General features: G+C 62.4%; 18 protein-coding genes and 1 pseudogene. 4 read left to right on the top strand and 15 right to left on the bottom strand.

The features are described from left to right. Nucleotides 1-140 precede the first annotated feature (140 nt). The gene (locus PLAV_RS12140; RefSeq protein ID WP_012111313.1) at nt 141-896 is read right to left on the bottom strand and encodes an SDR family NAD(P)-dependent oxidoreductase; all 756 of its coding nucleotides are present in this window, start codon (nt 894-896) and stop codon (nt 141-143) included. 141 nt (nt 897-1037) lie between these two features. Here PLAV_RS12140 and PLAV_RS19375 point away from each other — a divergent pair. Continuing rightward, nucleotides 1038-1582: pseudogene (locus tag PLAV_RS19375) on the top strand (AraC family transcriptional regulator). A 99-nt stretch (nt 1583-1681) separates the two neighbouring features. Here the strand turns inward: PLAV_RS19375 and ettA are convergent. Further along, nucleotides 1682-3337 (bottom strand): energy-dependent translational throttle protein EttA, encoded by a 1656-nt coding sequence (ettA, locus tag PLAV_RS12130; RefSeq protein ID WP_012111311.1) that lies wholly within the window; start codon nt 3335-3337, stop codon nt 1682-1684. Between the two features lie 115 nt (nt 3338-3452). Here ettA and PLAV_RS12125 point away from each other — a divergent pair, with 115 nt between their 5' ends. Together PLAV_RS12125 and PLAV_RS12120 are read left to right on the top strand one after the other, a co-directional pair. Next, complete coding sequence (locus PLAV_RS12125; protein WP_012111310.1) at nt 3453-3800, top strand: ArsR/SmtB family transcription factor; 348 nt, start codon at nt 3453-3455, stop codon at nt 3798-3800. Next, the gene (locus PLAV_RS12120; RefSeq protein WP_012111309.1) at nt 3797-4261 is read left to right on the top strand and encodes an SRPBCC family protein; all 465 of its coding nucleotides are present in this window, start codon (nt 3797-3799) and stop codon (nt 4259-4261) included. The genes PLAV_RS12125 and PLAV_RS12120 overlap by 4 nt, the downstream gene beginning before the upstream one ends. Nucleotides 4262-4325: 64 nt before the next feature. Here PLAV_RS12120 and PLAV_RS12115 read toward each other — a convergent pair whose 3' ends face one another. The 11 genes from PLAV_RS12115 to PLAV_RS12065 form a co-directional block, all read right to left on the bottom strand. Further along, the gene (locus PLAV_RS12115) at nt 4326-4961 is read right to left on the bottom strand and encodes a DUF998 domain-containing protein (RefSeq protein WP_012111308.1); all 636 of its coding nucleotides are present in this window, start codon (nt 4959-4961) and stop codon (nt 4326-4328) included. Nucleotides 4962-4972: 11 nt separating this feature from the next. Further along, entirely contained in the window at nt 4973-5461 is a 489-nt protein-coding gene (locus PLAV_RS12110; protein WP_012111307.1) for an SRPBCC family protein, read from the bottom strand. Further along, nucleotides 5458-5799 carry an ArsR/SmtB family transcription factor gene (locus PLAV_RS12105; RefSeq protein ID WP_012111306.1) on the bottom strand — a complete coding sequence of 114 codons (342 nt, stop codon included), beginning with the start codon at nt 5797-5799 and terminating at the stop codon, nt 5458-5460. Before PLAV_RS12105 ends, PLAV_RS12110 begins: the two co-directional genes overlap by 4 nt. 85 nt (nt 5800-5884) lie before the next feature. Continuing rightward, entirely contained in the window at nt 5885-7234 is a 1350-nt protein-coding gene (locus PLAV_RS12100) for an alginate export family protein (RefSeq protein WP_012111305.1), read from the bottom strand. Between the two features lie 3 nt (nt 7235-7237). Beyond that, entirely contained in the window at nt 7238-7633 is a 396-nt protein-coding gene (locus PLAV_RS12095; protein ID WP_012111304.1) for a DoxX family protein, read from the bottom strand. Between the two features lie 49 nt (nt 7634-7682). Continuing rightward, nucleotides 7683-9332 (bottom strand): MFS transporter, encoded by a 1650-nt coding sequence (locus PLAV_RS12090; RefSeq protein ID WP_012111303.1) that lies wholly within the window; start codon nt 9330-9332, stop codon nt 7683-7685. Nucleotides 9333-9347: 15 nt separating this feature from the next. Then, nucleotides 9348-11315 carry an amidohydrolase gene (locus tag PLAV_RS12085; RefSeq protein WP_012111302.1) on the bottom strand — a complete coding sequence of 656 codons (1968 nt, stop codon included), beginning with the start codon at nt 11313-11315 and terminating at the stop codon, nt 9348-9350. A 4-nt stretch (nt 11316-11319) separates the two neighbouring features. Beyond that, a complete protein-coding gene (locus PLAV_RS12080) occupies nt 11320-12024 on the bottom strand; it encodes a hydrolase (protein WP_012111301.1) in 705 nt (234 codons plus the stop codon). A gap of 69 nt (nt 12025-12093) precedes the next feature. After that, nucleotides 12094-12468, bottom strand: a complete 375-nt coding sequence (locus PLAV_RS12075; protein ID WP_012111300.1) for a response regulator transcription factor — start codon at nt 12466-12468, stop codon at nt 12094-12096. 120 nt (nt 12469-12588) lie between these two features. Further along, complete coding sequence (locus PLAV_RS12070; protein ID WP_012111299.1) at nt 12589-13215, bottom strand: response regulator transcription factor; 627 nt, start codon at nt 13213-13215, stop codon at nt 12589-12591. Then, a complete protein-coding gene (locus PLAV_RS12065) occupies nt 13212-14828 on the bottom strand; it encodes an MASE4 domain-containing protein (protein ID WP_012111298.1) in 1617 nt (538 codons plus the stop codon). Before PLAV_RS12065 ends, PLAV_RS12070 begins: the two co-directional genes overlap by 4 nt. Nucleotides 14829-14956: 128 nt before the next feature. Here PLAV_RS12065 and PLAV_RS12060 point away from each other — a divergent pair, with 128 nt between their 5' ends. Further along, nucleotides 14957-15412 carry a RidA family protein gene (locus tag PLAV_RS12060; RefSeq protein WP_012111296.1) on the top strand — a complete coding sequence of 152 codons (456 nt, stop codon included), beginning with the start codon at nt 14957-14959 and terminating at the stop codon, nt 15410-15412. A gap of 24 nt (nt 15413-15436) precedes the next feature. On the opposite strand, the gene PLAV_RS12055 is transcribed toward PLAV_RS12060, so the two are convergent. Beyond that, nucleotides 15437-17206 carry a monovalent cation:proton antiporter-2 (CPA2) family protein gene (locus PLAV_RS12055; protein WP_012111295.1) on the bottom strand — a complete coding sequence of 590 codons (1770 nt, stop codon included), beginning with the start codon at nt 17204-17206 and terminating at the stop codon, nt 15437-15439. 88 nt (nt 17207-17294) lie between these two features. After that, entirely contained in the window at nt 17295-18677 is a 1383-nt protein-coding gene (locus tag PLAV_RS12050; protein WP_012111294.1) for an aldehyde dehydrogenase family protein, read from the bottom strand.

The following is an 18677-nucleotide window of genomic DNA, read 5'->3' as shown; positions in this document are numbered from 1 at the left end:
CCCCAACGGGAAAGAGACTAGGCGGAGGGGCTTAATGTGCCGTGAACAGCCCCTAAAAACGCGGCCGAAGGCGGTATTTTCCCGGAATAAGGGACCGGACGGCAGGCCCACCGGAGCCTGCCGCCATGTCCGGCCGCCTGTCAGATGCCCTGACCGCCGGACACCTCGATCCGCTGGGCATTCACCCAGCGATTTTCCCCGGAAAGAAGGCCGGCAATCATCGGCCCTATATCATCCGGCAGGCCGACGCGGCCCAGAGCCGTCATCTCCGCGAATTGCCTGTTGAGTTCAGGAGTGTCGCGGACCGCGCCGCCGCCGAAATCGGTCTCGATGGCACCCGGCGCCACCGTGTTGACCGCGATGCCGCGCCCGCCCAGCTCCTTTGCCATGTAGCGGGTGAGGACCTCAACCGCGCCCTTCACCGCCGCGTAAGCTGCATAGCCGGGGTAAGACAGACGTGTGAGCCCGGAGGAGAGGTTCACAATGCGGCCGCCATCCGCGATCAGCGGCAGTAAGGTCTGGGTAAGGAAATAGACACCCTTGAAGTGGACATCCACCAAACGGTCGAACTGCGCCTCGGTCGTGTCGCCGATCAGGGCATAGTCGCCATGACCGGCATTATTCACCAGGTGATCGAATGTCTCGCGTCCCCACGTGTCGCGTAGGACCTTGCGCAAACGATCGGCAAAGGCCGCGAAGGCCGACGTGTCGCCGGTATCGAGCTGCAGGGCCGCCGCCTTCCGGCCAATTGCCTGAATCTCCGCGACCACTGCTTCGGCCTCGGCGGCCTGGCTCCGATAGGTGAGAACGACATCGCCGCCGCGCCGGGCGATGCTGAGCGCGGTATTGCGGCCAAGGCCGCGGCTCCCGCCGGTAACAAGAGATATGCTGGTCATGAGATGGCTCCTTCACTTGATGTTGGCACCGCCTTGATATTGGAACGGGGAGCGGGGAGTCGTTGCCGGAACCTCGACGTTCCTTGCCTATTCCTGCAAATCCGGTTTACCGAACCGCCAGCCGGGGATTAGGATCGCGACATGACCGAGACATTGCTCAGCACCGTTCGCCGCCATGGCGAGGCCCATGCTGATCGGGCCGGCATCGCTCCGACGCCTATTCCAGGCGTGATGACCGTTCGCGCGACCGCGCCGAGCGACCTGCAACACGCCATCTCCAAGCCGCTGGTCTGTCTCGTCGTGCAAGGGGCAAAGCAGGTCACGATGGGGAATCGGGCCTTCACCTTCAGCGCCGGAGACTCGCTATTGATCACGGCGGATGTGCCGAATTTGCGCAAACGCTGCGGGTCGAACGGCTGGCGGATGTGGCGGGGATGAGCGCGTCATCCTTCCACAAACATTTCCGCGCCGTGACCTCGCTCTCACCGCTGCAGTTCCAGAAGCAACTGCGTCTGATCGAGGCACGCCGATTGATGTTAGCGGCGGGAAATACGGCGAGCAGCGCCGCCTTCGCTGTCGGTTATGAAAGCGTCCCCCAGTTCACGCGGGAATATCGCCGCATGTTCGGCTTGCCGCCTGCTCGAGATATGGAGGCGGCGAAGGAGAAAGTCCGCGCAGCGGCTTGAACTATCGGACGGCGAGCCCGAAAGGCGCTTTTGTGGCTCGCGGCAATGCCGCGGCAGAGGCAGGCCGCATCCGCCTGACGGGGCCTGCCCTCCACTGCGTTACCGGCTGAAACGCTTGTACTTGATCCGCGTCGGAATTTCGGCGGCGGGGCCCATGCGGCGCTTCTTGTCTTCCTCGTAATCCTGGTAGTTGCCCTCGAACCATTCGACATGGCTGTCGCCCTCGAAGGCGAGCATGTGCGTGGCGATGCGGTCGAGGAACCAGCGATCATGCGAGATGACCACGGCGCAGCCGGCGAAGGCGACGAGCGCGTCTTCGAGCGCGCGCAGCGTTTCGACGTCGAGGTCGTTGGTCGGTTCGTCGAGGAGAAGGAGGTTCGCGCCGGACTTCAGCATCTTGGCGAGGTGAACGCGGTTGCGCTCGCCGCCTGAGAGAAGGCCCACCTTCTTCTGCTGGTCCGAACCCTTGAAGTTGAACGAGCCCACATAGGCGCGGCTCGGCATGGTGATCTTGCCGAGTTCGACGATGTCGGTGCCGCCGGAGATTTCCTCCCAGACGGTCTTGTTGCTGTCGAGCGAGTCGCGGCTCTGGTCGACATAACCCATGACGACGGTCTCACCGATCGTGAGCTTGCCGCTGTCGGGCTTTTCCTGACCCGTCAGCATACGGAAAAGCGTGGTCTTGCCGGCGCCGTTCGGGCCGATGACGCCGACAATGCCGCCGGGCGGCAGCTTGAAGGAGAGATCGTCGATCAGGAGCTTGTCGCCGAAACCCTTGGAGATGTTTTCGGCCTCATAGACATTGCCGCCGAGGCGCGGGCCCGCCGGAATGACGATCTGGGCCCTGCCTTCCTGCTGCTTGCCGGCCTCGGCCAGCAACTCGTCATAGGCGCTGATACGGGCCTTGGATTTCGCCTGGCGCGCCTTCGGGCTCTGCCTGATCCATTCGAGTTCGCGCGCCAGCGTGCGCTGCTTCGCCTCCTCCTGGCGGCCTTCCTGTTCGAGGCGCTTTTCCTTCTGTTCGAGCCATGAGGAATAATTGCCTTCATAGGGAATGCCCGAACCGCGATCGAGTTCGAGAATCCAGCCCGTCACATTGTCGAGGAAATAGCGGTCATGGGTGACCATGACGACGGTGCCTGTATATTCCTTCAGGTAGTTCTGGAGCCAGGCGATCGATTCCGCGTCGAGATGGTTGGTCGGTTCGTCGAGGAGCAGCAGATCGGGCGAGGCGAGCAACAGGCGGCAGAGCGCGACACGGCGCTTTTCACCGCCCGAAAGATTGTTCACATCCGCTTCCGGGTCCGGGCAGCGCAGTGCATCCATCGCCATCTCGACCTGGCTGTCGAGATCCCAGAGGTTCTGCGCGTCGATGATGTCCTGCAGCTTCGCCATTTCCTCGGCCGTCTCGTCCGAGTAGTTCATGGCGAGTTCGTTGTAGCGGTCGATGAGCGCCTTCTTCTCGGCCGCACCTTCCATGACGTTGCCGAAGACGTTGAGCGCCGGGTCGAGCTCCGGCTCCTGCTGGAGATAGCCGACCTTCGCGCCCGCCGCCGCCCAGGCCTCGCCCGTGTGATCCTTGTCGACGCCCGCCATGATGCGGAGCAGCGTGGACTTGCCCGCGCCGTTGAGGCCGACAACGCCGATCTTGACGCCGGGGAGGAAGGAAAGACGGATGTCCTTCAGAACCTGCTTGCCGCCCGGATAGGTCTTCGACAGGCGGTCCATGACATAGACGTACTGATAGGCGGCCATGACGGCGGAGTTCCTTGCGCTTCGAGGGCTGATTGGCGCCTCTTCTAGCGGATCGGGACAAAACGGGCAATCGGGAGCGGCTTGACATGCAACCAAATAGTTGCATTATACGGCCATGACGCTCGACGCCGCCTTTCGCGCCCTCGCCGACGCCAGCAGGCGCGAACTGCTGGACCGGCTCTATGCACGAAACGGACAGACGCTGGGCGAACTCTGCGAGGGGCTTGCCATGACGCGGCAGGCCGTGACGAAACATCTCGCCATTCTCGAAGAGGCGAACCTCGTGGCGACCGCCTGGCGCGGCCGCGAAAAGCTTCACTACCTGAACCCGGTGCCGATTGCCGAAATCGCCGACCGCTGGATCAGGAAGTTCGAAAGGGCGGAAGTCGACGGGCTGATCGACCTGAAGAAATCGCTCGAAAGAAAACGCAACGGCAAACCGGCTGAAGGACAAGACAAATGACCAAGGCACCTGCGATACATGCGGAACGCGACCCGGACTTCCTCTATGTGATCCATATCGATGCGAAGCCGGAAGATGTCTGGGCGGCGCTGACCGACAACAAGACGGAACGCGCCTGGTGGGGCGGAACGCGCCAGGACTCGAGCTTCGAGCCGGGCTCGCCGATCATCTATCGCCGCAAGGGCGGCGTCGATGTGCGCGGCGAAATTCTCGAAAGCGAGCCGCCGCGCCGCCTCGTCTACACCTTCCAGGTCGAAGGCCCGGGGCCGCAGCATGACGAGGGCCCTTCCATCGTCACCTATGACGTGGCGGCGAACGGCAAGCTGACGAAGCTGACCGTCAGCCACACGAATTTCCCGAAGAACTCGGCCGTGCTGAAAGGCATTTCGAGCGGCTGGCCGGGCATTCTCTCCGGCCTCAAATCGGCGCTGGAACGCGGCGTCGTGCCGGCCTTCTTCTGAGACAGAGGGACCGGGGAGGAAGCCGCCCGCAAGGCGCGGCTTCCTTTCCCAAACCGGCGGCAGGTCATGTACCGTGAGGCAGCACGATCAGCACCGCGGCGAGCCACAGCCAGCCAAGCATGGCCGCCCAGTAGAAGGCGATGCCGGGAGCGACAACCATGGACATGCCGAGGCCGATCAGCAGCGGCAGCACAATGCCCGTAGCGAGCGACGCCACCGCCCAGAACAGTTGCTCCGTTTGCCAGAAATGAAAGGCAAACACGAAGCAGGAAAGAATGAGACCGCCAAAGGCGATCATGAAGGCGAGGCTGTGCAGAGTGGCGGCAGTCGTCATCACCGGCTGCTGATCGTCCGGCGTGCCTTGCGGAAAGCCGAGCCCCGCAGGCGCATCGAAAATGCCGGCAAGGACCAGCCCGACGCCATAGGCGCCGATGAGCAAGGGGGCGGCGATGCCGCCCTGCCCCCGCGCAAGCTCCGCATGAATGCCCCAGGCGCAGGCAAGCACGAAGAGCCCGCTCACGATGAAGACCGCCTTCATCATCCAGCCGCCCTCGCCAAGGCTCAACATGCTGATCGCGTGGCGCTCGATGTCGAAGCCGGGGCGCGTGAACACGAGGATCGTGGGTACGACGAAGAACAGAAGTCCCGCGACGATGCCGGAATGGAGAAGGAGGCGGTCCGCCGTCAGTCCTGCAATCATGATCGCGCTCCCTAGATCGTCTTCATGTATTCGGCAAGCTGGTCCACAACGGTGTTCCAGCCTTCATGGAAACCCATTTCCTCGTGACGCTTCGCCGAGGCCTCGTCCGGGTGCTTGGCGATGGCGGTGTATTTCGTGCCCTGCCCCTGCGGCTCCATGAGAATCCAGGCGGTGAAGAAAAGATCGTGCACCCGCGCCACGGCCGGCCGGTAGCCGGGGCCTAGCGCCGAGGTCCAGACGAGCTTCCGCTCCTTCTCGATTTCGAGATAGCAGCCGGAGCCGCCCTCCATGTCCTTGCCTTCGGGCGAACGCATCTGGGTGTAGAACTCGCCGCCGGGCCGCAGGTCGATCCGGCATTCGACCGTCGCCCAGGGGCGCGGGCAGAACCACGGCATGAGATGCTCCGGCTCCGTCCAGGCGCGCCAGACGAGGCGCGGCGGCACATCGACGGTGCGTTCGAGCACGAGGTCGAGCTTCGGGTCTATATCGGGCCTGGTCATTCTTCTCTCTCCTTCATTTGCATGAGGTAATCGTCGAGCTGGTCGAGGCGCTTCTCCCAGAGGGAACGCTGCTCGACCATCCAGCTCTCGGCCGCCTTGAGCGGCTTCGGCACAAGCTGATAGGTGCGCACCCGCCCCGCCTTGCGCGAGCGGACAAGGCCGCACTCCTCCAGCACGTTCAAATGCTGCGTAAAGGAGGGCAGCGCCATCTTGAAAGGCCGCGCCAGTTCGCTGACGGCGGCAGGACCGCCACTCAGCCGCCGGAGAACGGCCCGCCTTGTGGGGTCGCCAAGGGCGTGGAAAACACGATCGAGCTGTATCTGCTGTTGATTAGGCATATGCCTAAGTAACAGCAGGTGGATGGTTAGGTCAAGACCTAAGTATGGAAAAATGAGATCGGGAGGCGGCGGATGAAGGGCGGGTTCAGAACCGGAAGCGCAACGTCAGCTCCAGAAAATCGATATCGGCGGACGAGCCGGTCGATTCCAGGAAATCCCCCGCGGAGAAATGCGTGTAGATCGCCGTGGCGTCGATCCGTTGCGAGAGCGTGTGGCTCGATGAAAGGGAAAATGCCGAGCCGACGAAGCGTTCATCGCTGCCGCCGGGTCCGCGCAGAAGACTGCCGCCCGGCGTATAGACGCCATCTTCCGTCTCGAGGCGCCAGAAGAAATTCACATCCGTCGTCAGCGTCCAGTCTTGCGCGGGTTCGACGGTGAGGAAGGCGTGGAGATTGTAGAAATTCCGCGGGCCGAGAACAGCCGCTTCCGAGAAGTAATTGCCGCGCGGGAACAGTGGGCTGAAGGTGCCGAGGTCGCCATCCGCCGGATCGTCATCACCGCTGGCAATATTGGCACTGAGGGCGACGCGCGGCTGCCATGCCGCGGTCTCCCAGCGGTAGCCGGTCTCGCTCGCCACCGTCCATGCGCTTATATCGCCTGCTCCGAAGCTGCCGAACTGGTAGAGAGATTCCAGGTTCCAGTCCCAGCCGTCGCGCGCGCCCCACAAGCGCGCGCCGATGGAATGGCGATGCTCCTTCGCCGTTCCCTGCACGAAGACCGACGCATCGCTCTGGAATCCGAGATAATAGAGATCGAGACCGGGCCCTGCCGCATAAAGGCCCCAGAGCGACTGGCCATGATTGGTCTTGTCGTCGAAAGCGCCCGGTCGCGACAGGCGCGGACGAACGGCAAGGGCATCCACGCGCCAGCCGCCCGCCGCGACGAAGGCGCGAATACCGTCGAAGCTGCGGCGTACATTCGGGCCTTCGCGGACATCGACGAGACGGCCCGAGCCGAACTGAAGTTCCTGACGGCCGGCACGCAATGTGAGAGGCACCTGAAACGGCGTCACATCGGCAAAGGCGTTCTGTATCTCCAGCCGGTTTTCGTCGACAGGACTTCCGCCCCCTGCCCGCCCGCTCTCCAGCGCGCTGCTCAACTGCCCGAAGAGGCGGAGACGGGAGCCGAGATGCAGGTCGCCGTGAAGGACGTAGCGCTGCAGCCAGACGCCGGCCTTGTCCTGGCGGGCAGCGCCGAAGGCCGGGTTATTTGTATATTCATAGCGCTGACGGATTTCACCGCCCATTCCCAGCCAGACGTCTCCGTCCCGATCCAGGGGCATGAATTTGAGCCGGTCGAGAGCGTCTCCTGGCGCTTCTGTCCGAAAGCAGGACGGGTCTTCGTCAAAGCGCAACTTCATGAAGCCGGTGCCGCAGGCAGCCTTCACCGCATCGGGAAACGCCACGAGCAAAAGGGCAAACGCTACCGCACGCATTGCTCAAGAACGGCCGAGGGACAGGGCGCCTGGCCCCCGCGCCGCGAGAAGAAGAAAGCCGCCGACAATGGCCAGATGCTCGAGCGCAACCGTGAGCTGGCGATGAAAATCCTCACCCTCGAACCGCCAGAAGGGATGACCGATCATCGTGGCCACAATGGTGAAACCGGCAAGGACGAGCGCAGCCGTACGCGCGCCATAACCGCTGGCGACCGCGAGGCCGCCCGCAAGCTGCACCGCGATGGTCGCGAGCACCGCCAAGGCGGGAAACGGCAATCCGAGCCCGGAAAATTCGGCAAGCGCGCCTTCCCAGCCGACCAGTTTCGTCACGCCGCTATAGATGAATATGGCGGCGAGGCAGAGGCGCGCGATCAGGAGGTGAATATCGGCGTTCTTCATGGAGCACCTGCAAGATCAATCGGTACCGGAAAGCGGACAGGGGACATTTTCATTGCAACTCTCCGTCACGCGGCGGTGGAGGCACCACAGCGGCGCCCGGCGCCGGCGCGAGATAATGAGTGACTACGGGATCGTCCGGACCCAGATGGAAGGCGCGGACTTTCTGCTGGAGAAGGCGATCGGACTCCGCCACACGCTCATGATGGCGCAGATGGGCGAGCCATGATTCCTCGGTGAAATATTCGATATAGCGGCCCGGCATGGCGACATCTTCGAAAAGACCCCAGGCATAAGCCCCGTCGCGGCGGCGCGCGGCACGGAGATCCTTCATGGCGGCGGCAAAATCAGCGGCGGTTGCCGGTGCGATCCGATATTCGACGGTGATCATCACGGGCCCGCGATCATGCGCTACATCGCCCGCCACAACCGGTGCGGGCCAATGCATGGAGGGCGAAAGATCGAGCGCATCGCCCTGCCGCAGCTTGAAGGGCCAGGAGAGAACCGCGCCCAGCAGCGAACCGGCGGCGGCCAAAAGCAATGTGAACGGAACGCCGAGCAGCGAGGCGGTCTGTCCCCAGATCATGCTTCCCAGAGTCATAGAGCCGAAAAAAACGGTGATGAAGACCGAAAGGCCGCGAGCGCGAACCCAATCCGGCAGGACCATCTGCGCCGATACATTGAGGCTGGAGAGCACCATGATCCATGAAGCGCCCGCGATGAAGCTGACGGCGATCGCGGCTGCCGGAATGGCGACGAGAGCGAAGACGGCGAGAACAAGCGCCGTTCCCGCGGTTCCGGCGGCGACGAGAGTATCCGGCCCCATGCTCTTCTTCAGGCGCGGCAGAAAGAGCGCGCCGCTGACGGCCCCGATGCCGACGGAAGCGAGCATGAGACCGTAAAGCTCTGGCCCCCCCTGCAATTCCCGGCGGGCGATAATGGGAAGCAGCGCCCAATAGGCACTGGCGAAGAGGAAGAAGGCTATAGCGCGAACCAGCGTGGCGCGCATGGGGCTGCTCGCGCGGACATAGCGCAGACCCGAGCGGATGGCGCTCCAGAAGCGTTCGACAGGCAGGTCGCTTTTCGGCTGCGGCGGCGGTCGCCACCACAGAAGTGCGCCGATGACGATCACATAGCTCAGGGCGTTGAGCATATAGGGCCATGCGATACCGAAAGAGGCAATGATGAGGCCAGCAAGCGCCGGACCTATGGCGCGGCTTATGTTGATCCCGACGCTGTTGAGCGCCACCGCCGACGAAAGATCGGGTCTTGGAACGAGTTGAGGGACGATCGCCTGCCATGCCGGTGCAACAAAGGCAGCCCCTGCCCCGGACAGGAAGGTGAAAAGCAGCAGCATCCATGCATTGACGAGGCCAAGTAGCACCAGCACGCCGAGGCCCAGCGTGACGATGACGAGCGCGGTCATGATCACGATGAGCAAGCGACGCCGGTCCACGAGATCGGCCATCGCGCCGGCGGAAAGCGCGAAGAGGAAAATCGGCGCCGTGGTCGCCGCCTGCACCAGCGCCACCATCAAGGGCGACGGCGAAAGCGAGGTCATCAGCCAGCCGGAGGCGACGTCGTGCATCCAGGTGCCGATGTTGGAAACGACCGTCGCTGTCCAGAGAACGGCAAAGGCGGCGTGCCCGAAGGGCGCCCAGGCGGAGACCGCATCTTTTTCCGCTTTTGCCGCGTCCGTCACATCATCCTCCGCTGTTCAGACAGCAAAACAGGAGCAGCCAAGCGCACCCCAGAAAGCCGTCTTGTCGGCGACCGGCAATGGCGCTTCCCATGCAATCCCGTGTGCGTGCCCATGAATGCCGCAGCCCGAGGCGCAGGCATCGTGACAGGCCCGTGCGAACTGGCTGGTGCCGGAGCTCTCCGCGCGCATGGCGGGGCTTGGGATCAGTGCCGCGGGGCTCCATGCCGGAGACGCGGGCGGCATTGGCGGCGACAGCGAAGCGAAGTCGCCTTCGCCGTAAACGATGCGCCCGCCGACCATGGTGAGGACGGCGTTGATGCGCCGGATGGCTTCAGGCGGCACGCTCATATAGTCGGCCGAGAGAACGGCCAGGTCGGCATAACGTCCCGGTTCCAGCGTACCCTTGACCTCCGCCTCTCCGGAAAACCACGCCGACCCTTGCGTCCAGATACGCAACGCCGTTTCCCGGTCGAGCACATTGTCCTCGTCATAGAGCGACAGACCGCCCAGCGTCTTGCCCGTGGTCAGCCAGTAGAGCGCAACCCAGGGATCGTAGGAGGCAACACGCGTCGCATCCGTGCCGCCGCCGACGGGCAGGCCCGCCTGCAGCATCTTCGCGATTGGGGGCGTCTGCTTTGCCGCTTCCGCGCCGAAGCGATCGACGAAATATTCGCCCTGAAAGGCCATACGATGCTGGGTGGCGATGCCGCCGCCCAGCGCCGCAATACGCTCCATGTTGCCTTCGCTCACCGTCTCCGCGTGATCGATGATGAAGCGGGTCTGGAAAGGAATTTTGCCGTTCACACGTTCAAAAACCGAAAGGAACCGCGAGATCGACTCGTCATAGGTTGCGTGAATGCGGAAAGGCCACTTGTTCGCGGCCAGCAGTTCCACCACCGGCTCGAGTTCGCTTTCCATGATGGGCGCGAGCTCGGGGCGCGGCTCCAGAAAATTCTCGAAGTCGGCGGCCGACCAGACGATGTTTTCGCCGGCGCCGTTCATGCGCAGGAATGCATCGCCAGCGCCCGGCTCTGTCATTTCAAGCCAACGCTCATAGTCGGATAGCTCGCTCCCCGCCTTCTGCGCGAAGAGATTATAGGCGATGCGCAAGGTGAGGTTGCCGTCCTCGTGCAGACGGCGGATGACATCGTAATCTTCAGGATAGTTCTGCCCGCCACCGCCTGCGTCGATGACACTGGTGATGCCAAGCCGGTTCATCTCGCGCATATAGTGGCGCGTCGAATTCACCTGGTCCTCCACCGGCAGTTTCGGGCCGCGCGCCAGCGTCGAATAGAGAATGAGAGCGGAGGGCTTTGCGACCAGCATGCCGGTCGGCTCGCCTCTCGCATTTTTCTCGATCAGGCCGCCCGGCGGATTTGGCGTGTCCTTGGTGATGCCGAGAACATCGAGGGCAGCCTTGTTCAGCAGAGCGCGTCCATAGAGATGCAGGATGAAAACGGGCGTTGCGGGCGCGGCGGCGTTGATCTCGTCCAGCGTCGGCATGCGCCTTTCCGCAAACTGAAACTCGGACCAGCCGCCGACGACGCGCACCCATTGCGGGACAGGCGTTCGGTCTGCCTGTTCCTTCAGCATGCGAAGTGCATCCGCGACGGAAGGAACGCCCTCCCACCGCAGTTCCATATTGTAGTTCAGCCCGCCGCGGATCAGATGCGTATGGCTGTCGTTGAGGCCGGGGATGACGCGCCTGCCGCCGAGATCGACAATCTTGGTATTCGATCCTGCAAGGCGCATGACTTCTTCGTCACGCCCGGTCGCCATGACGAGGCCGTCTTTTACGGCAATCGCCTGCGCCTCCGGCTTCTTGCGGTCGAGCGTCGTGATGCGCCCGTTTTTCAGGATGACGTCTACCATTTGCTGTCCGCTCGTTTCGCTTCCCCAGGCGCGGCCCATACCGGCCGCCGTCACGAGGGCGGCTGCCGCCATCCCCTTTACCGTGTCGCGGCGCGTCGGCGTGCGGCTCATCGGCCTACCCTCCTTCAGCGGTGGCCATGCCAGCCGGCACCGGATCGAGGCGCTGGCCATGCTTCACGCGTTCTTCCGCCTTGTGGACCATCGTGTAGGCATAATCGACGCCCATGCCGTAAGCACCCGAATGTTCCTGCACGACCTTCATCACGGCGTCATAGGTGTCGCGATGCGCCCAGTCGCGCTGCCATTCGAGCAGGACCTGCTGCCAGGTCACCGGCACCACACCCGCCTGGATCATGCGCTGCATGGAATAGTCATGCGCCTCCTTGGTCGTACCGCCGGACGCATCGGCGACCATGTAGATTTCGTAGCCGCCTTCGAGCATCGCCGAGAGTGCGAAAGTATTGTTGCAGACTTCCGTCCAGAGGCCTGAAACGACCACTTTCTTGCGGTCGTTCTTTTTCAGGGCGTCCCGGACTTTCTGGTCGTCCCAGGAATTCATGGAAGTGCGTTCGAGCAGGGGATGGTCGGGGAAAACGTCGAGCAGCTCCGGATAGGTGTGACCCGAGAAGGAGAGCGTTTCGACGGTCGTGATGACCGCCGGAATGTTGAAAATCTTCGCGGCCTTGGCAAGACCGACCACATTGTTCTTCAGTGTCTGCCGGTCTATCGACTGCACGCCGAATGCCATCTGCGGCTGCTGATCGATGAAAATGACCTGCGAATTCCGCGGGGTCAGGACCTCAAGTTTCGGATTGGACATCTCGGTCTCTCCAGTTCTGGCGTCAGTTGTTCATTGCGGATTGCGGGTGTCGCGAAATGCGGCTGACGGTCAATTTCTCTCTCCCATGGCCGCGCGAAGGCAGCGGAGCAATTCCTCCGGGTCGAGCGGCTTTGAGAGGTAGAACAGCATGCCTGCGTTCAGCGCCTGGATGCGCGTGGCGTCATCTTCATGGGCGGAGACGAGGATCGTCGGGATCCATGTACCGGCTGCGACCAGCTCGGCGTGGAGTTGAAGTCCCGACATATTGGGCATCCTCATATCCGTGATCAAACAGGCGGTCCGCCGCCTGCCGTCCGAGAGGAGAAAATTCTCTCCGCTTGAAAAGCCGAGAGCTTCGTATCCCAAAGCCCTCACCAGCTCGACTATCGCCTCACGTGCCGATTCATCGTCATCGACAACCGCCACCATTGCACTCGCGAGCATGGCTCCTGCTCCTGTCTCGACCCGGCATGACAAGCCGGAGACGCAGAGCGGTTGCCGCGTCGTACTGCCGAGAATGGAGCAAGAGGCGTGAGTGCTACAATTATACTGAGGTGTCGCCCGCTACGGCTTTGAGGTATCCGTGAGGAGCCGGTCTGCATATCGCACGAGATCGGGAAGCGTCTTTGCCTGCATCTTGCGCATCACCTGGGCGCGATGAACCTTGACGGTCACTTCACTCAGGTTGAGCTCGGCGGCAATCTGCTTGTTCATCTGCCCGGTCACCACGAGAGCGATAATCTCGCGCTCGCGAGGGGTCAGCGTCTCGAACCGGCTGCGCAGCTCGGCGAGCGATGTCAAGGCCGCGCGGCGCTCCCGGTCGATCTCGACGCCCCGGTGAACGGCGTCGATAAGCTCCTGCTCGCGAAAAGGCTTGGTCAGAAATTCGATGGCACCAGCCTTCATCGCCGCGACCGACATCGGCACGTCGCCATGACCGGTGATGAACACAATCGGCAGATCGAACCCGAGACGCAGGAGCTCGAGCTGCAACTCGAGCCCGCTCGCCCCCGGCAGTCTTACGTCGAGGACGAGGCAACTCGGCATGTCCGGCAGGTCGCTTTCCACAAGCTCCCGGCCCGTCGCAAACGCACGTGCCTCATGCCCGAGCGATCGAAACAGGCTTTCGAGCGACTCCCTCATCGCCAGGTCGTCGTCGATGATCAGAACGCAGACCTCGGTGTCGCTCATCCTGCGTCTCTTAAATATTGCGGAGCCACCTCTATACTACATGGCAGTGTGAATCTGAATACCGCGCCGCACGGTTTGTTTTGTTCAACCCAGAGATTTCCCCCGTGGCTCTCTACAGCCGAGCGGCAGAACATCAATCCCATTCCCATTCCATCCGGCTTGGTCGTGTAGAACGGCTTGAATATCTCCCCTGCATGAGCCGGCGTAACGCCTGCACCGCGATCTGCCACTGAAACCAGCACGGTGAATTCGTCTCCGAGGCCGGTGACGATACTCAAGCGACGTTCCCGTTCCGATATGCTCCGCATCGCGTCGATGGCGTTCGTGACGAGATTTGCGACAGCCTGCTCTATCTGGATGCGGTTGACGGTGACGACCGGCATATCCGCCTTGAATTGCAGGTCGAGAGCTACATGGCTCTGCCGCATCTCCGCTCTGTGCCGCTCCACGACTTCAGCAATCAAGTCGTTGATGGAAGTCGGGACCCGAACCTGCGAATCCCTGTTGAACATGCTGCGCACACCACGGATTATGTCCCCCGCGCGATGGCCATCCCGAACGATCCGCGTCAGTGCTGCCTTTGTCTCATGCGCCTCCGGATATTCCCGCTCAAGCCAACGCAGCCCCGCATTGGCATTGGTCGCCATGCTGGCGACAGGCTGGTTTACCTCATGCGCGATCGAGGCCGACAGGGCTTCCATTTCCGACAGCCGCGCATCGCGGATTCGCCGTTCCTGTGCAAGCGCGCGGGCGAGCCGCCCGTAGAGCATCGCGGTTTCCGACAACAACACCACGAGCACCATACTGGCGGAGATGAGCCCGCAAATCCTGCCGGCCCACCAGCCAATGCTGAGGCGGATGCCGCCGCTCACATAGGAAAGCAGCACAATCTCGATACAGAGTGTCGCCAGCACCACCATCAGCCACAGATCGAGCACAGAGCGCCGCTGCCTCCAGAGCAGCACAATGCCCGTCACATAGAGTGTCACCGATACTGCGGGCACATAGCTCCACAGTGGTGTGACATTGCGCGTATCCTCCATGAAGCCCGGCAGCAGGTCATCTCCAAGCACGATGAGCCAGGTTGCAACACCGACAAAGGCGGTGACGCCGAACACCATCCCGACGATCCGCATCTGGACCGGACCCGTTTCCAGCTTTCCTGCTGCGTCCTCGTCCTTCAGCAACACATAGGCAATGACGCAAAGCGGAAAGCCGATCCGCCTCATGACGGCGATCATCGCTGTGCTCTGCAGCCCCATATCAAAACCCAGCGCGTTGAAAACGCCGGGAAAGGACATCGCCCAGGGCACGACGAGAAGCCCTGTGAACAGATAACCTGCCGCGAGAACGAGAATGGCGGCGGACCGCTGTACCGCATAAATCGCAACAAGCAGCGCCGCCGTGAACAGCTCATTGACGAGAATGGCCGAGGCATAGGCAGGCAGGAAAATTTCGGTGTTCTCGAGGGGCGTGCGTGCGAAAGGCATGGTGATGAGGAGCGCGACGACCAGACTGGCAAGCATCCACACCGCCAGCTGCACCTGACGACGGGTCGGCCGTGCGGTGGTTATCAGGAACGTTTGTTCCTTTTCATGCGCAATTTCCGCCATCGCTCCCGCCCCCGATTCGCTCTCTGGAACTTTCCCTTATCTGATGGGGCACCCATTCCAACCTACAGTATAATTGTTCCGCTGCACGCCTTCATCCTACCGTCGCCTCTTCACAGAGAGGTGATTGGATGACGAAAGCAGCCGGATCTATCGAAAAGAAGCCCGCCTATCACGGCGCACCCTGGGAAGAGGCATTCGGATACGCGCAAGCCGTTCAGGCCGGGCGCACGATCTACGTATCCGGCCAACTCAGTCATGACGAGACCGGCAACTTCATCGGAGCTGCCCCGGTTAATTCCAACGGCGAGATTCTGGATTCCTCGAACATGGAACTTCAGATGCGCATAACCTACGAAAATGCTTCCAAGATTCTCGCGAAACTGGGAGCCACACTCGATCATGTCGTCGAAGAGACGATATTCGTGACAGACATGGCTGCGGCCTTCGCCATTTCCGGGAAGGTGCGCAAGGCGGCCTACGCCACCGACCGGCCAGCATGCGCAAGCACCATCGTGGCGATATCGGGCCTTGCGCTTCCCGGACAACTTGTCGAGATCAGTTTCACAGCGGTCTTGCCCGAGTAGAAAACAACTTCTCGAGCGGCCGATCTACTGCTGCCTGGAGGCTGGCATATTGCCGAGCGGTTCCGGAATGAGCTGGGTATGTATCCGATCGCGACCCGACATGATGTCTCCCTGCACTTGCTCGGACAGACGCTCGACATCCCGCTGGCGGATGTCGGCAGCGGCCTCTTCGACTTCGAGTTCGGAAAAACCCAGCGCACGAAGTCCTTCCGCTCCCATGAGGTAGGCGGATTCAACGGTCTCGCGGATCTGATAATCGACGCCCGCGCGGATCAGCTCAACGGCATGTCCACGGTCATAGCTTCGCACCAGCAATCTGGCCTGCGGAAATTCGTGTTGGGCGAGTTCCACGATCTGCAATGCCGCTTTCGGATCATCTACACAAATCATGATCGCGTCGGCTGTGGCCGCACCCGAGTGGCGCAGCGTATCGAGCCGTGTGCCGTCGCCGAAGAAGACCTTGAACCCAAATCGTGCCGCATCGCGGATCCGGTCGGGGTCTCTGTCGATGACGGAAAGGCTGACACCTCTCGATAGCAGGAGCTGCGACGCAATCTGGCCGAAGCGGCCGAAGCCGATGACAAATATCCGCCCTTTCAGATCCTCGGCAATGTCGATCCCGTCCATCGACGCTTCGCTGCGCAGCAGCCGGTCCGTCGCGATTATCAGGAGAGGCGTCAAGGCCATGGAGAGGATGACAACGGTCGTGAACAGAGAATTTTCCCGCGCATCGATCACACCGCTTGCCGCCGCAGCGGCATAGAGCACAAAGGCAAACTCGCCGCCTTGCAGAAACATGGAAGTCCGGTGCAGAGCCTGGTGGTTTGAACCGCCGAACAGGCGCGCGACCGTGTAGACCACCACTCCCTTGGCAAGCGTGAACGCAAACAACACGGACACCAGGAACAACGGCTCAGCCGCGACGATGGAAAGGTCGAGCGACATACCGACAGCGAGGAAGAACAGCCCCATGAGGAGACCGCGAAACGGCTCGATATCGCTCTCGATCTGGTGGCGATAGCTTGAACTCGAAAGCATCACGCCAGCGAGGAATGCACCCATTGCCATCGACAGGCCGGCGGCCTCCATCAGCAGCGCCGCGCCGAGAACAACCAGCAGCGCGCCGGCGGTGAGCACCTCTCGCGTCCTGGTCCGCGCCAGCAGGGCGAAGAACGGGTTCAGGCCCCAGTATGACACCGCAAGGAGCGCGAGCAGCGAGGCCAGAGCCACCATGATATGTGTCCACCCCGCATCCCCGGTCGCGAGTGGCGACAGGAAGGCGACCACCGCGAGCAGCGGCACGATCATCAGATCCTCGAAAAGCAGGATAGAGACCGACTTCTGGCCTTCGCTGCTGGCGATCTCGCCCCTGTCCTGAAGCATCGACATGATGACCGCCGTCGAGGAGAGGACAAAACCCGCACCGGCGACGAAGGCAACCGGACCGGGCAGGCCGAAGACGAGGGCCCCCGCCAGAGCGAGGGCTGTCGTTGCAGCGGCGACCTGCACAAGGCCCAGGCCGAATATCTGTCCGCGCATCGCCCACAGCTTGCGGGGGCGCAATTCCAGTCCGATCACGAACAGGAACATGACGACCCCGAGCTCCGAAAAATGCAGGATGGACTGCGTATCGGTGATGAGCCCCAGCACCGACGGCCCGACGAGGAGGCCCGCCGCGAAATAACCAAGGACCGAGCCGAGGCCGAGCCGTTGAAACAGGGGTACGGCAACAACGGCCGCTCCCATCAACAGGACCGCCGGTCCGATCGTATGCACCAGGCCCGCTTCAGCCATCGACTTGCCTTTCCAGTATGTTGCCCCGACGCGCGGAGATGTTGAGCCGATCAGGCCTGAATCAGAGATATCCGACAAGGCGTCGGCGTCAGCTCTTGCGCATCAGGATCATCTTTTCCTGCGTCATGTCGCGCATGGTGTAGGGAATGCCGCCGGTGCCGTATCCGGATTCCCTGCGGCCGGCGAAGGGCATCCAGTCGGTTCGGAAGGCGGTGGGATCGTTGACCATCACAGCCGAGGCGTCGAGACGATTTGCGGCGCGCATTGCCACGTCTATGTCCTGTGCGAAGACGCTGGCCTGGAAGGCGGTCGGCAGGGAATTGGCCTGGCGAATGGCCTCGTCGAGCTCGACATAGCGATAGACCGCGACAAGGGGGCCGAAGACCTCCAGCGTCGATATCTTCGCATCGGCTGGGGGGTCAAGCAGTACCGCCGGCTGCAGCGTCGTCTCGGACAGGCGTTGGCCGCCGGTCGCGAGGGTGGCTCCTCCCCCGACAGCTTCCTTGATCCACTGCGCGACCCGGTCCGCCTCGCGCGGCAGGATCAACGGACCGACCTCGGTATCTTTCAGCGTAGGGTCGGCGGTGCGTAGTTTCTTGACGCGGGCGACGAGCATCTGCGTGAACTCTTCGGCGACGTCGTCGTGGACGAAGATGCGCTGCGTCGAAACGCAGACCTGCCCGGCATGGTAGTAACCGCCCTTGACGATGGGTTCGATGACCTTGCCGAGGTCGGCGCTGCGGTCGACGATCGCCGGCGCGGCGCCGCCATGCTCCAACGCCGAGCGCGTGCCGGGGGCAAGCCTGGAATGCAGGTACCAGCCGACCCGGGCAGAGCCGATGAAACTGAGGAAAGCGACACGCTCGTCGGTCGCCAGCTTTTCGGCGAGTGAGTTGTCTTCTGTGATGAAGGTCTGACACCACGGCTCGGGCAGACCGGCTTCCCGTACAAGCGCCACGAAGTCGAGGCAGGACAGCGGCGTCGTGCTCGCCGGCTTCACGATCACCGGGCAGCCGACCGCGATGGCCGGCGCGACCTGATGGACGATCAGGTTCAGCGGATGGTTGAAAGCGGAGATCGCCGCGACGATGCCGATGGGCTCCTTGGTCGTGAAAGCCCAACGGTTCTCCGCCGCCGCCGATAGCCCCATGGGAATTTCCCGGCCGGCGAAATTGCGCAACTCGTCGGCGGCATTCTGGACACCGTCGATGGCGCGGTTCGTCTCGATAATGGCATCTGGAAGCGGCTTGCCACCCTCGCGCGCGATCTGCAAGGCGAGATGATCGCGCTTGTCTTGCATCAATGCGGCCAGCTTGCGGAGGATCGTGATGCGCTGGTGAGGCTTCAGCCAGCCATCGCGATCCCTGAAGACCTTTTCGGCGGCTCGCAACTTGCGCTCCAGCGCAGCGGCATCGTCGGTCGCGATCTCTGCGATCGGCGCGCGGTCGAAGGCTTGCACAACTGTCAGCAT

This window comes from Parvibaculum lavamentivorans DS-1, assembly GCF_000017565.1.
Taxonomy (GTDB): Bacteria; Pseudomonadota; Alphaproteobacteria; order Parvibaculales; family Parvibaculaceae; genus Parvibaculum; species Parvibaculum lavamentivorans.
The sequence above is the reverse complement of the archived record's forward strand: the minus strand, read 5'-3'. Positions and strand labels throughout refer to the sequence as shown.

Coding starts and splice junctions, on each gene's coding strand:
- PLAV_RS12100 (WP_012111305.1), bottom strand. CDS start 7,234: ATGCGTGCGGTAGCGTTTGCCCTTTTGCTCGTGGCGTTTCCCGATGCG.
- PLAV_RS12050 (WP_012111294.1), bottom strand. CDS start 18,677: ATGCTGACAGTTGTGCAAGCCTTCGACCGCGCGCCGATCGCAGAGATC.
- PLAV_RS12070 (WP_012111299.1), bottom strand. CDS start 13,215: ATGAGCGACACCGAGGTCTGCGTTCTGATCATCGACGACGACCTGGCG.
- PLAV_RS12055 (WP_012111295.1), bottom strand. CDS start 17,206: ATGGCTGAAGCGGGCCTGGTGCATACGATCGGACCGGCGGTCCTGTTG.
- PLAV_RS12115 (WP_012111308.1), bottom strand. CDS start 4,961: ATGATTGCAGGACTGACGGCGGACCGCCTCCTTCTCCATTCCGGCATC.
- PLAV_RS12105 (WP_012111306.1), bottom strand. CDS start 5,799: ATGCCTAATCAACAGCAGATACAGCTCGATCGTGTTTTCCACGCCCTT.
- PLAV_RS12095 (WP_012111304.1), bottom strand. CDS start 7,633: ATGAAGAACGCCGATATTCACCTCCTGATCGCGCGCCTCTGCCTCGCC.
- PLAV_RS12085 (WP_012111302.1), bottom strand. CDS start 11,315: ATGAGCCGCACGCCGACGCGCCGCGACACGGTAAAGGGGATGGCGGCA.
- PLAV_RS12080 (WP_012111301.1), bottom strand. CDS start 12,024: ATGTCCAATCCGAAACTTGAGGTCCTGACCCCGCGGAATTCGCAGGTC.
- PLAV_RS12120 (WP_012111309.1), top strand. CDS start 3,797: ATGACCAAGGCACCTGCGATACATGCGGAACGCGACCCGGACTTCCTC.
- PLAV_RS12125 (WP_012111310.1), top strand. CDS start 3,453: ATGACGCTCGACGCCGCCTTTCGCGCCCTCGCCGACGCCAGCAGGCGC.
- PLAV_RS12065 (WP_012111298.1), bottom strand. CDS start 14,828: ATGGCGGAAATTGCGCATGAAAAGGAACAAACGTTCCTGATAACCACC.
- PLAV_RS12110 (WP_012111307.1), bottom strand. CDS start 5,461: ATGACCAGGCCCGATATAGACCCGAAGCTCGACCTCGTGCTCGAACGC.
- ettA (WP_012111311.1), bottom strand. CDS start 3,337: ATGGCCGCCTATCAGTACGTCTATGTCATGGACCGCCTGTCGAAGACC.
- PLAV_RS12140 (WP_012111313.1), bottom strand. CDS start 896: ATGACCAGCATATCTCTTGTTACCGGCGGGAGCCGCGGCCTTGGCCGC.
- PLAV_RS12060 (WP_012111296.1), top strand. CDS start 14,957: ATGACGAAAGCAGCCGGATCTATCGAAAAGAAGCCCGCCTATCACGGC.
- PLAV_RS12075 (WP_012111300.1), bottom strand. CDS start 12,468: ATGCTCGCGAGTGCAATGGTGGCGGTTGTCGATGACGATGAATCGGCA.